At 56.5% G+C, this 14,298-nt stretch carries 12 protein-coding genes; 7 read left to right on the top strand and 5 right to left on the bottom strand.

Features of this window, described 5'->3' with window-relative positions:
* Nucleotides 1–79: 79 nt before the first annotated feature.
* Both C9F12_RS06335 and C9F12_RS06345 read left to right on the top strand, forming a co-directional pair.
* Nucleotides 80–2,956: a helicase-related protein gene (locus C9F12_RS06335; RefSeq protein WP_240184188.1), complete on the top strand. Its 2,877-nt coding sequence runs from the start codon at nucleotides 80–82 to the stop codon at nucleotides 2,954–2,956.
* A gap of 1,027 nt (nucleotides 2,957–3,983) precedes the next feature.
* Nucleotides 3,984–4,340 (top strand): nucleotide pyrophosphohydrolase, encoded by a 357-nt coding sequence (locus tag C9F12_RS06345; protein ID WP_108448333.1) that lies wholly within the window; start codon nucleotides 3,984–3,986, stop codon nucleotides 4,338–4,340.
* A gap of 251 nt (nucleotides 4,341–4,591) precedes the next feature.
* Here the strand turns inward: C9F12_RS06345 and C9F12_RS06350 are convergent, their stop codons facing one another.
* Together C9F12_RS06350 and C9F12_RS06355 are read right to left on the bottom strand one after the other, a co-directional pair.
* Nucleotides 4,592–5,005 (bottom strand): DUF6691 family protein, encoded by a 414-nt coding sequence (locus tag C9F12_RS06350; protein WP_108448334.1) that lies wholly within the window; start codon nucleotides 5,003–5,005, stop codon nucleotides 4,592–4,594.
* The gene (locus tag C9F12_RS06355; RefSeq protein ID WP_108448335.1) at nucleotides 5,002–5,460 is read right to left on the bottom strand and encodes a hypothetical protein; all 459 of its coding nucleotides are present in this window, start codon (nucleotides 5,458–5,460) and stop codon (nucleotides 5,002–5,004) included. The genes C9F12_RS06350 and C9F12_RS06355 overlap by 4 nt, the downstream gene beginning before the upstream one ends.
* Before the next feature lie 183 nt (nucleotides 5,461–5,643).
* Here C9F12_RS06355 and C9F12_RS06360 point away from each other — a divergent pair, with 183 nt between their 5' ends.
* Nucleotides 5,644–6,558, top strand: a complete 915-nt coding sequence (locus C9F12_RS06360; protein WP_108448336.1) for a LysR family transcriptional regulator — start codon at nucleotides 5,644–5,646, stop codon at nucleotides 6,556–6,558.
* Nucleotides 6,559–6,696: 138 nt separating this feature from the next.
* On the opposite strand, the gene C9F12_RS06365 is transcribed toward C9F12_RS06360, so the two are convergent.
* Both C9F12_RS06365 and C9F12_RS06370 read right to left on the bottom strand, forming a co-directional pair.
* Nucleotides 6,697–7,446 (bottom strand): 2OG-Fe(II) oxygenase, encoded by a 750-nt coding sequence (locus tag C9F12_RS06365; RefSeq protein ID WP_108448337.1) that lies wholly within the window; start codon nucleotides 7,444–7,446, stop codon nucleotides 6,697–6,699.
* A gap of 192 nt (nucleotides 7,447–7,638) precedes the next feature.
* Nucleotides 7,639–8,427: a CmcJ/NvfI family oxidoreductase gene (locus tag C9F12_RS06370; protein ID WP_108448338.1), complete on the bottom strand. Its 789-nt coding sequence runs from the start codon at nucleotides 8,425–8,427 to the stop codon at nucleotides 7,639–7,641.
* A gap of 457 nt (nucleotides 8,428–8,884) precedes the next feature.
* On the opposite strand from C9F12_RS06370, the gene C9F12_RS06375 reads away from it, so the two are divergent.
* The gene (locus tag C9F12_RS06375) at nucleotides 8,885–9,682 is read left to right on the top strand and encodes an OBAP family protein (RefSeq protein WP_240184189.1); all 798 of its coding nucleotides are present in this window, start codon (nucleotides 8,885–8,887) and stop codon (nucleotides 9,680–9,682) included.
* Nucleotides 9,683–10,077: 395 nt separating this feature from the next.
* On the opposite strand, the gene C9F12_RS06380 is transcribed toward C9F12_RS06375, so the two are convergent.
* Complete coding sequence (locus C9F12_RS06380; protein WP_108448340.1) at nucleotides 10,078–10,572, bottom strand: hypothetical protein; 495 nt, start codon at nucleotides 10,570–10,572, stop codon at nucleotides 10,078–10,080.
* Nucleotides 10,573–11,620: 1,048 nt separating this feature from the next.
* Here C9F12_RS06380 and C9F12_RS06385 point away from each other — a divergent pair.
* The 3 genes from C9F12_RS06385 (at nucleotide 11,621) to C9F12_RS06395 (ending at nucleotide 14,270) form a co-directional block, all read left to right on the top strand.
* Complete coding sequence (locus C9F12_RS06385) at nucleotides 11,621–11,824, top strand: cold-shock protein (RefSeq protein WP_045993826.1); 204 nt, start codon at nucleotides 11,621–11,623, stop codon at nucleotides 11,822–11,824.
* A 639-nt stretch (nucleotides 11,825–12,463) separates the two neighbouring features.
* A complete protein-coding gene (locus C9F12_RS06390; RefSeq protein WP_108448341.1) occupies nucleotides 12,464–13,048 on the top strand; it encodes a helix-turn-helix transcriptional regulator in 585 nt (194 codons plus the stop codon).
* The gene (locus tag C9F12_RS06395; RefSeq protein WP_108448342.1) at nucleotides 13,041–14,270 is read left to right on the top strand and encodes a HipA domain-containing protein; all 1,230 of its coding nucleotides are present in this window, start codon (nucleotides 13,041–13,043) and stop codon (nucleotides 14,268–14,270) included. Before C9F12_RS06390 ends, C9F12_RS06395 begins: the two co-directional genes overlap by 8 nt.
* Nucleotides 14,271–14,298: the final 28 nt, after the last annotated feature.

Raw genomic sequence — 14,298 nt, forward strand, 5'->3', positions numbered from 1 at the left:
CGGGGTATAACGAGGATGAGGCTGTTCGAACACTGGTTCTCAGCCAAATTGAAATTAGCGACTACCTTTTGGTAATAAAATGACTATTCCTGAACGCCACCTGCCGGTCCCTGGCTGCAGGGTGCTATGTCCGTTGCCTTCCGGGGAAGAGAGCGTTGCACGAGTTATTCGTAGCGACACCATTCAGAATGAGGCCAAAGTCCAGTTGGCCTGGCCGGGGAGGAAGGAGACTACTTGGTTGCCGGCCAGCCGGGTGCGCTCCGGGTTTAAGACAGGAATGCATGTTAGTGCTGCAGGATCACGGGAAGCTAAGCGATTCGGCGAAGGAATGATTGTACAGTCCAATGTTGTCGCAGGCATGGACCTCCATCTAGTTGAATTTCCGGACCTGCAAATCAGGCGCTGGCTGCCATGGTATGTCCTCTCCTTAGTACCAAGTGTTAAGCAAAGATTTCTGACTGGAAAGTTCGATGCCATCTGTACTTCAGAGCGTGCGCGTATGCGCATATTGGCCTATCTCTTCCAGCACTGGCAGCAGAATACAGGCGCACTTTCCAACCTGGATATTGACCCGCTTCCCCACCAAATACATTTGGTCCACCATATCCTTAATTCCGGTAACTACAACTGGCTAGTGGCCGACGATGTAGGCCTTGGAAAGACTATCGAGGCCGGCATGCTGATCTATGCTCTACGACAGCGAAAGGAAGCAAGACGAGTCCTGATTATCACGCCCTCCGGCCTTACCATGCAGTGGCAGGAAGAGCTGTCTAGTCGCTTCGACCTTCATGATTTCAAGATATATGGGCGGGATTTTACCATCAGGAAGGCGAGTCACTGGCAGGATCACTCTCATGACTATGTTATAGGTTCTATGGACCAGTTGAAGCAAGAGCATCATCTTGAGATGTTGCTGCATGCTGAGCCATGGGATCTGGTTTTGGTCGACGAGGCGCACCGGCTGTCACGTAGACAGTATGGATTAAAGTTAGATGCATCCGGACGTTTCGATCTCGTTAAGGAATTACGCCGTCGTGAAAAGATAGAGAACTTAATACTGTTGACAGCTACTCCCCATCAAGGCATGCAAGACAAGTTTACGGCACTGCTCGAACTACTGCGGCCAGAACTGCGAAAAGAGCTTCAACTTATCGACCTCAATCCTGGCCTGCTGGGCGAGATGGTGATCCGGAACTACAAATCGGACGTTACTGATAAAGAAGGAAATTTCATCTTCCAAGGCAAAGCTACTCATTCTGTCGAAGTCCCAACTAGCACGGAATCGCGTGATTTCGACAAATCGCTGCAGAGCTACTTAAAGAAAGGCTATCGTGCCGGTGCCAGCTTGGGACGTACCGGGAATGCGATCGGTTTCGTTATGACCGTCTATAGGAAACTGGCGGCGTCGAGCGTTGCTGCGATTCACCAATCATTGCTAAACCGGCTGAAACGTCTTGAGAGTGAGCTCGAAGAAAAGGACGGTCATGACACCGAGAGGTATGAAGATCACAGGTACCAAGGTGAGTCTGAGGAGACCACAGCGCGGCTGATTTCAGAGGGGGAGGACGAGTTCTTCGCCGGGGAAAAGGAACACTTGGAGGATCTTATTAGACGAGCTCAGGCTCTCAATGAGAATGATCTAAAACTGCAAAGTTTCATGGAGACCATTATTCAGTCCACTTTGGTGAACTCCGCAGAAGAAAGAGTTCTCATCTTCACTGAGTACAGAACGACGCAGAGGTATTTGGCCCAAGCCCTTGCAGAGAGTTTCGGCGAACCCACGGTGCACTTGATAAATGGGAGTATGTCACTTGATGAGCGTATGGCTGCCATTGAAGCGTTCGAATCGTGCGGCCAGTTCCTAGTGTCGACCGAAGCGGGTGGAGAAGGCCTTAACTTACACCGACAATGTCACATCATGATCAACTACGACCTTCCTTGGAACCCCATGCGTCTAGTGCAACGCATAGGGCGCCTTTACCGTTATGGCCAGAGAAAGCGTGTCGTGGTCCTGAACATCAACTCCAAGGGAACACTAGATGAAGATATCATCGCCATGATGTACGACCGGCTTAGCCAAGTCGTGACGGACATGGCCCATGTCCAAGGCGATGAATTCAATGAGAACCTAAAAGATGACATCCTAGGTGAAATGGCTGATATGGCTAATCTTGAGGAGATTATTGAGAAATCACAGCAGCAGGATATTCGCCGTACCCAGAAGAGGATTGACGACGCACTCGAGCGCGCAAGGGAAGCTGCCAGTCTGCAGCGTGACCTTTTCGAACATGCAGCCAGCTTCGATGCCGCGACATTCAACGAGCAAATCGTGGTGACTGAAGAGCATCTTAAGTCATTCGTATCTGGCATGTGCCGCATTCTAGAGATCGAGTTAGATACTGCCTACTTAAAGGGACGTGCTTGGAGGCTGCGTCTTCCCAATCACTTTAAGGAAAGATTCAACCTCACACGCGCTATCCACTCCATTACTTTTGATCGGGAGCTTGCCCGAGAACGTGAGGATTTTGAACTTATTAACTATAATAGTGAACTTTTTAGAGTTCTGATCGATATTGCGACGAGCATCGAATTTGGTGGTAAGTTTGCCTCTACTGGCTTAGGAATGGTGCCTAAACAGAGCATAATTTTCGCGGCTCTCCTGCGTTGGCAAAATGAGGCCGGACGACGTATGAGCGAAGAGTTCTCGCTATTTCTTGATGCGGCGGGTGATAACCGTCTCAATCCAGTGGAAGTGCAACAATGGCTTTTGGAAAACTCCATGGATGCGCCACCACCTACCTATGATAAGGAAGTCACGCGACAACGTTTCCTAGGGCTTTATAACCACTGTGCCCAGCGAGTGAGAAGGAACATGGGGGCGGGATTGATACCTGAACGTATTGATCCAATTTCAGTATTGTGGGCTACCGCGAATGATCATTGTATTAATCAATGATTTAAGCTGGAGAGCCAGGAATGTGCTCTAGTTCTCGAGAAGTAGGGGCTGGCCGAGATCACCGACCAGTTCAGCGAAGTCTATGGCGCCGAGGTCAGCGACGACGACAAGTTGCGTCTCGCCTACCGCATAGCCGATCGCATTGAACGCGACGAGGCCGTGAAGGCCAAGGTACGCACCACGGCGAGGACCAGGTGATACAAGGTCTCTACTAGAAGAAAGTCACCGACGCTGTGCTCGATGCCCTGGTACCATTTTTCTCCTAACCCGCCACAAACATTTCATCAGGCGGTTTGTGGCCGATATTCAGTTTGGGTCTTGAAGAAACGATAGGCGATGCGGATCAGCTTCCGCATCGCTGCTCTCAGGGCCGCCATCTTGCTCTTACCACTTCAGGTTAGCCGCTGGTAAAGCGCCGAGATACTTGGATTTCGCTTCGGCCCGACGATGGCTGTCATGTATAGGCTCTGACGCAGTATCGGATTACCGGCTTTCGACAAGCGGGGCCGGCCCCCTACAGAGCTACCCGATTCCCAACTGACAGGCACCAGTCCTGCAAATACTGCAGCCTACCGGGCGCTCTTGAAAACGCGGCTTCGTAGCATCGCTAATAGTCGGAGTGACACCCGACGGCCGGCTTTGGGAATCGGTTGCAGAAAGGCGCGATCTTGCTTCAAGGCAGGGTGCTAATCAGGTGGTCATCGATCTCCTGCTGGAGGCGATCCCGATCACGCGTCAATACCAGCAGGATGTCATCGATTGAGCGGAGGATATCGGTTGCCATCGCGGACTCGGCTTTCTCGCGCTGGTTTCGCTCACGATGAATGTCTATGTCCAATGCATCGAGACGCGCTGTCAGTGATCTTACCCAGTGACTGTGCAGACCTGACGGTCATCGGCGAATTTCTCTCCACGCTGTGAGTGAGTGGACGGCTGAGTGGCCGCATATGCCAATGCTGGCTGGATAGCGAGTGACAGAGCAGGCATGCTCAGCGCTATCCGATACCGCAAACCAGGTGACCCCCATATGTCAGACCCGTTCAAGCAGCTCCGCGACGCCATGGACCAGTTCGCCACCGAACGCGACTGGGACCAGTTCCACTCACCCAAGAACCTGGCCATGGCGCTGACGGTGGAGGCAGCTGAGCTGCAGGAGTGCTTTCAGTGGCTGACCGAGGCGCAGTCCAGGGAGCTGGATGAGCAGCAACTGGCCGCCGTGCGCGATGAAATCGCCGATGTTCAGCTCTACCTGATCCGGCTGGCAGGCAAGCTGGACGTGGATATCGAAGCGGCGTGCCGGACGAAGATGGAGAAGAATGCGGAGAAATATCCGGCCGAGAAAGTGAAGGGAAGTGCGAAAAAGTACACGCATTATCAGGATTGACGTGATGTTTTCCCGTCTTTTTCCCTGCAGCGGCCTTCTCTACCTGACTTTGTCCCTTAAGCTTCCTCCGGCTGATTTTGGCCTCGAGCAGGGGCTGAGACTCGGCTTAGGTTTAAATTATCTGCTAAAAGCGGCCTTGAATGGCGTTTTCAGAGTGATAAATAAACCAGCTACCGCACAAGATCCCGTGTGACTCCGTTGTGACGCCGGCCGGATGGCCGGCGTTTGCTGGGCGAAGCGTGGCACTCGGTTTAGTGACCGCGAGTCAGGCGTGTGGCCAGCCACCAGCCCAGTAGCATCGTCAGCAGAAAACCCGCCAATGGCAGACTCATGGCGCTGCTGGAGACGATGGCAGGCCCGGGGCAGTAACCGCTCAGGCCCCAGCCAACACCGAACAGGGCCGCGCCGAGCAGCAGGCGGCCATCGATATCGCGACGCGTGGGCAGTTGGAAGCGCTCGCCCAGCAGGGGAGTGCCGCGCCGCCAGACGAGGCGATAACCGATGAAGGTGGTGATGACGGCACCGCCAAGCACGAAGATCAGTGTGGGGTCCCAGTCACCGGCCACGTCGAGAAAGCCGACGACACGCGCGGGATCGGTCATGCCGCTGAGTGTCAGCCCGAGGCTGAAGACCAGGCCGGTGATGAAGCCGATGATCGCTTTCATGGTGACTCTCCCAGCAGGTGTTGGCTCACGAAGACCGTCAGCATGGCGACGGTCACGAACACCACAGTGGCCACCAGCGAGCGGGGTGAAAGACGAGCGATACCGCAGACGCCGTGGCCACTGGTACAGCCGCCCCCGATGCCGGTTCCCACGCCTACCAGCAGGCCTGCGAACATCATGCTCAGGCCCCCGCTGGTGGGATCGCCGATCAGCGCATCTGAGCGCTCGGCCACATTGCCCCAGTCAAGATTGAACAGCACGAGGAGCAGCGGGCCGCTGATCAACCCGAGCACGAAGGCAATGCGCCAGCGGTGGTCCGGGCCTGATTCCAGAAGCGCTCCCCGCGTGATGCCACTGATACCCGCGATACGTCCCAGAAAGGCCATCAGCATCACTGCCGAGAGGCCGATCAGGACGCCGCCCGCGAGTCCTTTCATGCTGCTCATGATGTCCATGTCATTCGTCCTCCCTTTCGGCCATCCAGCGTTGCGACGATGATATGCTCGAGCCCGACCATCGCCAACCGTCATCGCCAGGCGACTTCGCCCACCGACTGCCGAGTCTACTGGTCAGGTGATTTGCCAGCCGGCTGACCTGTGGGGCATGCGACAAGGACGCGGAGGATTCGCAGGAGCACCATGAACGAACTGACTCAACGCCTGCGCACCTTTCTCAAGGTGGCGGAGCATCAGAGCTTCAATGTGGCGGCGCGGGAGCTGGATATCGCCAGTTCCACGGCGACACGTCATGTCAATCATCTGGAGCGCCAGCTGGGCGAGCCGCTGTTGGTGCGCACCACTCGCCATGTGCGGCTGTCGTCCGCTGGAGAGCGTGCCCTGATCCGCTTTCGCGCCATTCTGGCCGAGGTGGAACAACTGGAGGATGAGCTCGAGACGCTGAGTGAGCGCGTCGCGGGGCCGCTGCGTATCTCGGTGCCGTGGCGCTATTCACGCCTCTATCTGGCGCCGCTGGTGAGCGAGTTCATGCAGCGCTATCCCGAGGTGGCGCTGGATATCGTCAGCAGCGACCAGCGTGTGGATCTGATCGAGGACCACTTCGACGTGGCCCTGCGCATCGGTCACCTGGAAGATTCGAGCCTGATCGCGCGGCACATCAGTGACCAGCGCTTCGTGCTGGCCGCCGCGCCGTCTTACCTCGCGGCCCAGCCCCCGATCCATCGGCCGGAAGACCTGGAGCAGCACCGTCTGCTGACCTTCAGCTATACCACCGCCAATCATCACTGGCGATTGGTGCAAGGGGATCGTGAGCATCGTATCTCGGTGCGGGCCCGTGCGTTGCGCACCAACAATGCCGACATTCTCACCCAGGCGGCGCTGGGCGCCGCCGGCGTCGTGGTACAGCCGCTCTGGGCCATACGAGGTGAGCTGGCAAGCGGCCGCCTGATGCCGGTGCTGGAGGACTATCAGGTCACCTCATCGGATTTCGACACCGGTATCCATGTCGTCTACGCGCGCGAGAATCAGCATAACCCGCGCGTGCGCGCCTGGATCGACTTCTTGCTGGCCCGTCGCGAGCGGCTGTCCTGTCACTAGCCAGCCGTGAGCGCTTTCCGCCGTCCAGATATACGAAGGGGCCGATCTAAAGGGAGATCGGGCCCTGTGCGCGCGTCGCGACTGCTTGGACGATACTCATCAGGCGGTGTTTATCAGATGGTGCTCATCTGACAGCCATCAGTAGAGGATATCGCTGCGGATGATGTACTTGGCGCCGTCGCGGATCGGCTCGCTGGCGTGCACGCAGTGCTGCGGATGCGAGCCATGCGGGAAGCACAGTACGCCACCCTTGGGCGTGGAGACCGAGACCGTCTGGATATCGTCCCGCGACTGAGCCGGCTTGTCGGGATCACGGCGGCTGACTAGAAACTCGGTGCGCCCGCCAGTGTAGCCATCGCTCAGGAAGATAAGAAAGGTGTACTGGCTCATCAGGCCCGGATAGGCGTCCTGGACGACCTCGCCATTGATGACGCGACTGCCCGGCCAGGCGCCATCGGTGTGCGGCTTGAAGAAGTCGCCGGCCTCGTAGCGATAGACACGAAAGCGCGCATTGATGCCTTTGGCTCCCTCGCCCTGGATCTGCTCGGTGACCAGCGGCGCTGAGCGCTGCCAGATGACCTGATCGACCGCTTCACTGACGATCCAGTTGACGTTGTGATTGTGGCGTACCGAGCGCGGCAGGGAGACCGGCGCATCTTCCTCGAAGCCCATGTCCTCCAGAACGGCAACGAAGTTGTCGGCCTCGGCAGGTGTCAGCACATTGAGCAGCTGGAAGGCGCCGGGGACACCCTCGACCTCCTGACGGACAACCTCAGGCGTCGCGCCGGCTTCGAATAGGTCAGAGACGTCGCCGTTGTCCGTCCAGATGGGCAGGGGCGTGGGGGAGAAGCCGCGTTCGTGGCTGACGACATGGAATGACAAGCTCATGGCAAAGCTCCTGAATGACGAAGAATGTGAGACGAGAACGTGGCGACAGCCAGGCCTGCCGGGAGGAAGGCCTGGATGCCCGTCATCTGGCGGTGAGTGTCGGTACCCAGGAGAAATGGTCAGCTACCTGGATGGGCCAGGTAGCCGCCATGTTGACCGTGGAACTCAGCAGCCACCAACGGCCGATCCACCTCAGTCGGGATAGCGGACCAATACCCGCGTCTCCAGGCTGGTGCGTGTCGGCGCATCTTCGGGCGTGTCGAGCAGCTCGGCCGCGGTATGCGCGACCGGTGGCTTGCCGGCGCTGTCGAAGGCATTGAAGACGATGGCTTCGTCGGGGCGCATGTGCGAGACGAAGTACCAGCGGTGATCTGGATTGTGGACGAGGCCCTGGATCTGGCCGCAGCGATCCGGATAGAGGATGTCGATGTTGACCCAGTCCTCATGGTGCACGCTTTGGGTATCGGCGAATGCCAGCGGGTCACGCGCGACGGCCTGCTCGACGGGCTGCCAGACATTGACGATGCCGTAGTGGCCGCTCAGCCACTGCTCGGCCTGCTCGGGCGGCAGCAGATCGCGCACGCGCTGCGGGCCAGAGGCTGGCGAATAGTCGACATGCACATGCTGCGCCGACACGCGTTCACCTTCGAAGCCTCGCAAGGTGTGGTCGAACACATGCACCTCACTGACACCGAGCTGTTGCTTGAGCAACGCCTCGATGGCTGGCGTGTGCAGGCGGTCGCGCGCCTTGGCGTCGCGCACATCCACGGCAAGCTCGGGCGTATCGAGAAACAGCAGGCCCTGGGACGCGAAGCTTGGCGGAGTAGCGCGCAGATCCTGCAAGCTGACGCTTTGGCGATCATGCTTCGGCTCAATGCGCCGACCGGTCTCGCCGTCCGGGTCCACCTTGATCTGCAGACCTTCCGGGCGATCGAGCTGATAATTGACGAACGCCAAGCGGGTAAGGATGGGCGCTGACATGATCGAGACCTCCTTCACGATGAGTCGTCAGAGAATGAGCACTGACATGCACTTGGGCCGACCGCCTGTGCTGTGGCGAGTCCAAGAGGCTGGTTGGCGAGCTTAGTGCATTGGCGCAGACACAAAAAAGGCGCCTGTCTGCAATTTGTTATTGCACGAATGGCAATAATCAACGGCTGACAAGTGTCCGTGGCTTCCGCATGTTATCTCCGCCTCCGTCTCCGTCTCCGTCTCCGTCCTCATCCCGATGCCCAGAAGCCGCTAAGCAACTGATAAACAACGGCTGGGAGAGCCGCCAAGAGCAAGGCTGACGTCATATAGAGTTGGCATTCGGCGTGTTGATGTAGATAAGAGCCGGCTTGTATAGTCGTGATGCTATTGCAAAGACGTAACCTAGGCGCATCTGTCAGATGATGCGATGGGTGAGCGTGATATTCATCGTGCCAAGGGAATGGTCATGAAAGATAAGCGTGTGACTGTAACTCCAGTGTTTTATCGCGGTGCGTCAGCGGCTCTGTGTGTCGTCGCTCTAAACGGCTGTACCGGTATGGCCGAGACGGGCCCTGCAGCCGACGTGCCCGGACAGACTGAAAGCACCAAGACCAATGTGCTGGAAGCAGGGGCCAGTGCATTGCAGACCGATGCACCGACGGATCAGCTCAATATCTATCTTGTTGGCTTCCATCCCATGAAAGATGAGCCAAGCCATCAATTCGAAGCGCATCATTTCTGCCAGCAGGTCAATGAAGACTTCATGCAGTGTGCTCTTTACGATGGAAATACCGCGGATGCCCACCTCACCGGGGTGGAATACATCATATCCGAAAGCGTTTTTGAGACCCTACCTGAAGAAGAGAAGCAATACTGGCACCCCCATAATGGGGAGATTCTGTCTGGTCAACTGGTCGCGCCCAACCTGCCTGAAACTGCGGATCATGAGCTGATGCAATCCAAGATGAACAGCTATGGCAAGACGTGGCATACGTGGAGCAGTTCACACAGCGATGAAGAAGACCAGGCGTTGCCACTGGGTAAGCCCGAGCTGGCTTGGTCCTTCAATCGTACCGGAGAGCCGCAGCCAGGCCTGGTCGAAGATCGAGACCAACGTATGGGGATCGACACAGAGGAGCGGCGTCAGGCCAGGCAAGATCTGGTGCCGCTGGCCAATCCCCAGTCGGGTGTTGATGTGTTGAAAGGAGAGTTTCCCAGGTCAACCCAGCCCATTCCCGGTGTGGAAGCCAAGACCAGCGAGTGATGTTGACGTTCACGGCCTTATCGGTCGGCTGCGCCGATTTTTCGCGCGGCGCTGACCATCCACTTTGTGTCGGTTCAACTACCGGGTTGACGCATGCCGCGCTACAAACGCTACAGGAGGCCTACAGGAGGGTGTCGCGCAGCGTTGCTGTTCTTGTAGCCGTAGCATCGCTTGGCTTGGCGTGGCGTGGCGTGGCGTGGCGGGGCGGGGAGGGGGCGTGCTACTTGCCTAAATCGTATCGGGTATCCTGCTTATCCGATGGGCGTCCACCGTGCGCCAGATGCCCATGGCGAACCCAGGTAAGCTTGGATGACTGGTCTGCGGCCTGAAGGGTGAGACCCACCACAGTTGAGCAGAAGACCACGGTGGATGCGTGGTCTTCTGGCTTGTCTCACTTATTCGTAGCCATAGCCGACAATAAACGGACGAATATGATCGGGCGGCACACCACCCATTTCATCTTCTTCGTTTGTCCAGGCTAGACGAGTATTTACGTCAACTTCCTCACCGTTTTCAAATTTCAGTAGTACACCGACACGGTCATATGCCATCCATGCAGTATCTACGCTGTACTCCTTACCTTCGTACGGCTTCCAATCTGTTTGAAAAACCTCGAATCCTACCAGCTCGCCATTCTCTTCTACCAACTGTTTGATGTCATCGGAGGTGTAGTTGTCTTTGTAAACCGCTTCACCCGTAGGATCAAACTCGAAAATGGCGCTATCGTCTTCACCAGCAAGATAGGCATCGATGGCTTTCCCCACCAATTCTCTGGCCGTCTCGGTCTTTTCCTGTGCGCTTAGGTAAATAGTGTCTTGGTCGGCAAGCGCTAACTGAGGACCAGCCAATAATGCACATGCGACAATGCCAGCAGTAAAAATCTTCTTCATGAACCACCTGGGGTTTAGTTCTAGGTATCAGCACGGGCTGTAGAGAATCTTGATCGTCGATGGGATCAATATGGGGCGCCAATGAAAAAATTAGATTAACATTTATTAGAGGTCTCTTCCATGAGATGGGCTGCATGACCCAGCCTATGACTTTTGACACACTGCTCTTTGTTGCAATGGGTTTCTCAAGGAAACGTAGAAGGTGTTGATCAAGAGATAATGTGCCTTTGACCAGTCTGGCGTCTGGAGTTGATGTGGCGAAGGGGAGCCGCCCTCCCAGCCATCGGGTGGCGTGGAAGCCAAGTCGACCGAGCGATCTAGGCGTTTCACCGGTTGGCTGTATTGATCGATAGGCATCAGATTCCGGATGCTTGCTCGCTTGGTGAGTAGCCAGCGGACTTGCCTGGCGCTGGTGGGAGACGAGGACAGCGAGACTGGTCTTCCGGCTCGTATTCGCAAGCGATTGGTTAGGCAGCAAACGCCATGGGCCCAAAAGGGCTCGGTCTGCCAACGCTGCTCAACGGGCTCCGTGTCGGCTCAGGGCGCGCGGAGGGTCGATTTTGCGTTTTTCTCATCGTGGGTGGGCGACGTCAGCCGAGGATGCGTCTGTCAGCTGATAGACCGGTGCATTTCTGGACGTCTCCTCGTCAGATTCCTGGAGGGGCGCGCACGGCGCCTCTGCTCGCCACGCCTTGATTCGCAAGCGAGCTGAAGCCGTCCAGCAAGCCCGTGCTTATTGCCGGGCCTAGGCGGAAGGCGGGTGTAAGTTTCTGATAAAAATGTCATTTCGTCAGATGTTGGAGGTTTTTACGCCGTCGTCTGGAGCAGCTGAAGCGCAACGTGCGAAAGTTCTGTTGCCATGCTTTAAAAAGGTTTGACAAGGCACGCCGATCCGTGAGAGGATGCTTCTCGTTGGTTAGCAAGTCGTATATTTCAGTACTGATCGAATCATTCGGTAGCCTGGCAATATCCCCCTTGTTATATCCATATTTCTGGGATGACACCCGGCAAACTGTAATGACAACGCTCTGCGTTAAGGAATTCGATCATGGCAACTGGCACAGTTAAGTGGTTTAACGACGCTAAAGGTTTCGGCTTCATTTCTCCGGCCGACGGTGGTGACGACCTGTTCGCCCACTTCTCCGAAATCAAGGCTGAAGGTTTCAAGTCCCTGCAGGACGGTCAAGAGGTCTCTTTTGACGTGACCCAGGGCAAGAAAGGCCTTCAGGCTTCTAACATCAAGGTTATCTAACTTCTAGTTAGCTTACTGAGATGAATGACAAGACCCGCTTCGGCGGGTCTTGTCGTTTTTGTGTGTGAAAAGTCTAGGTCTGGCCATATGAGGTCGGCGTTGATCTTCTTTTCGGGCTCCGCATGCTTGGGTTGTCTTGCGAAGCCGCCTGGCCCGGTTATCTAGCCACTCCATCTAGCCCCCGCTACCTTGCTCACTTTTCCGGTCGAACGCCGAGGGAGAGAAGAGGCTTTCTTCCTTACCTTGATGCCTTTCTCGGGATCTCTTCTGCCTGCCTTATCTCGCCGGTATCGCACTTCAACGCCTTGACCCGTTTCGGTTTTAACCTCATGGCGGCTTCATCTCGCTCCCTTGTCGCGCTACTCGGCTTGCCGGACTCACCTTTCTAGCCTTGTCGGTACATGACCGATATTGGGTTCCTTGGCACCATTGGCAGAGCGCTGCGAGGTGCATCCCCTTGTGGGTGAAGCCCGTGCTGCGTTCTTTCTGGCATCCAGTCCGGGACCTCGCGCCGATACTGCGCTGTCGTCGACCATGTCGTAGACGAAGGTCTCTGGTGATCTATAAAAATTGATCAATTGGTCCTTCCGATCTATTTTTATATATATTTGATGTCTGTCGGGATGGTAGGGCGAATCGATGAGTTACGGGGTAGAGCACCTGGCGGCACGACTCAAGGCCGCTCGGGAGGCCAAGGGGCTTAGCCAGCGGGAGCTGAGCAAGCTTGCAGGCGTGCCGCAGTCGCATATCTCGAAGATCGAGAACCATGGCGTTGACTTGCGTGTCTCGAGTCTTTCGTCGATCGCCCACGCTTTGGAACTGGATTTGATGCTCGTTCCTCGCAAGGCGATCCCGGCGGTTCAATCGATTATTCGTAGCGTCGCCGACACGCCGCCCGCCAACGGAGAGACTCTGCGAGAACTCCAGCGCTTGCGCGACAAGGTCGATGTACTCGCTACCCAGATGCCCACGGGGAATTACGATACTCTCAAGCGCCGTATCCGCGAGATCACCCAGATCCACAGTCAGCTTGACCCCGATGTAGTACAACAGGTGAGATGCACCGTCGAGTCGATTAAGCCTGCCGCCAGCCAGGAGGCCATCGACGGCGCTGCGAATGCCATCGCCTCCCTACGCACCCAGTTGGCCCGGCTTGCGGCATCTCAAGCGACGTCGCGTGCGCCCAGGCCGGCCTATCACCTGGAGGAGGAGGGCGATGACTGATGTCTCTGTGCTCGATGTACTGCTTAACGGAGAGCCGGTTGGTACGCTCACCAACGTGGGTGGCGACCGGACGATCTTCGCTTTCCATGATGGCTATATCGATGACCCTTACAGGCCGACCCTGGGGCTCGCTTTCAAGGACGAGTTCGATGGACTGCTTTCGGACTTCCGCGTTTATCAAAAGCGCGTGATGCCTTTTTTTTCCAACCTTCTGCCGGAAGGGCATTTGCGTACCTATCTTGCAGAAAAGGCCGGCGTGAACGCTGAGCGAGAATTTCATCTACTGTCGGCACTCGGCCACGACCTGCCCGGCGCGGTCACCATCAGGTTCGCCGACGACGAGGCATGGTCGTCGTCGGGCGTTGGCGCAAACGGTGCCGCTGACGCCGGCTCAGTTCCCTCCATCGGTGCCTTGCGGTTTTCGCTCGCTGGCGTTCAGCTAAAGTTATCGGCGGTTCTCGCACCGTCTGGTGGTCTGACGATTCCTGCATCTGGTGTGGGCGGTTCCTGGATCGTGAAACTCCCGTCGCGAGAGTTCGACGCAGTGCCTGAGAACGAGTATTCGATGATGACGCTTGCGCGTCTTGTCGGGATAGATGTTCCGCTGATCGATCTTGTCGACACTGACGCTATCGACAATTTGCCAGAAGGTATCGACAAGATCGGACAGCGAGCCTTTGTAATCGAACGCTTTGACAGGCTGTCTGATGGCAGCGCCGTCCATATCGAAGATTTCGCGCAGGTCTACGGAGTCTACGCCGAGCAAAAATACCAGAAAGCGACCATGCGCAACATCGCTCAAGTGCTGGCTGCCGAGACCTGTGAGGCGGACATCGTAGAGTTCGTGCGGCGTCTGGTGTTCTGCGCGCTGATCGGAAACGGCGATATGCATCTGAAAAACTGGTCGCTGATCTACCCCGACCGACGACGTGCTGCGCTAGCTCCTGCTTATGATCTGGTCTCGACGATTCCCTACATCCCGAGTGATGACCTGGGGCTAAGGGTGAGTCGGACTCGCGCGTTTTCCGAGCTGACCTTTGACGAACTGAAGCATATGGCAGCCAAGGCTGCCCTTCCCGGAAAACTGGTTCGGGATACGGCTTTGGAGACTGTCGCGCTGTTTCAGCAGCATTGGCAGGCTGAAAAGCTTGATCTTCCGATGACATCGCAAGTTCGAGAGGCGATCGAGGCTCACCTAAAGACTCTTCCGATTGCACAATAGTGCGGGCTGCCGAAGAAAGCCCCTCGAT

Source organism: Halomonas sp. BN3-1 (genome assembly GCF_003056325.1).
GTDB lineage: Bacteria > Pseudomonadota > Gammaproteobacteria > Pseudomonadales > Halomonadaceae > Halomonas > Halomonas litopenaei.

What these genes read in the sequence shown, in the direction of transcription:
- C9F12_RS06335 (WP_240184188.1), top strand. Translation starts at nt 80, where the DNA reads ATGACTATTCCTGAACGCCACCTGCCGGTCCCTGGCTGCAGGGTGCTA.
- C9F12_RS06345 (WP_108448333.1), top strand. Translation starts at nt 3,984, where the DNA reads ATGTCAGACCCGTTCAAGCAGCTCCGCGACGCCATGGACCAGTTCGCC.
- C9F12_RS06350 (WP_108448334.1), bottom strand. Translation starts at nt 5,005, where the DNA reads ATGAAAGCGATCATCGGCTTCATCACCGGCCTGGTCTTCAGCCTCGGG.
- C9F12_RS06355 (WP_108448335.1), bottom strand. Translation starts at nt 5,460, where the DNA reads ATGGACATCATGAGCAGCATGAAAGGACTCGCGGGCGGCGTCCTGATC.
- C9F12_RS06360 (WP_108448336.1), top strand. Translation starts at nt 5,644, where the DNA reads ATGAACGAACTGACTCAACGCCTGCGCACCTTTCTCAAGGTGGCGGAG.
- C9F12_RS06365 (WP_108448337.1), bottom strand. Translation starts at nt 7,446, where the DNA reads ATGAGCTTGTCATTCCATGTCGTCAGCCACGAACGCGGCTTCTCCCCC.
- C9F12_RS06370 (WP_108448338.1), bottom strand. Translation starts at nt 8,427, where the DNA reads ATGTCAGCGCCCATCCTTACCCGCTTGGCGTTCGTCAATTATCAGCTC.
- C9F12_RS06375 (WP_240184189.1), top strand. Translation starts at nt 8,885, where the DNA reads ATGAAAGATAAGCGTGTGACTGTAACTCCAGTGTTTTATCGCGGTGCG.
- C9F12_RS06380 (WP_108448340.1), bottom strand. Translation starts at nt 10,572, where the DNA reads ATGAAGAAGATTTTTACTGCTGGCATTGTCGCATGTGCATTATTGGCT.
- C9F12_RS06385 (WP_045993826.1), top strand. Translation starts at nt 11,621, where the DNA reads ATGGCAACTGGCACAGTTAAGTGGTTTAACGACGCTAAAGGTTTCGGC.
- C9F12_RS06390 (WP_108448341.1), top strand. Translation starts at nt 12,464, where the DNA reads ATGAGTTACGGGGTAGAGCACCTGGCGGCACGACTCAAGGCCGCTCGG.
- C9F12_RS06395 (WP_108448342.1), top strand. Translation starts at nt 13,041, where the DNA reads ATGACTGATGTCTCTGTGCTCGATGTACTGCTTAACGGAGAGCCGGTT.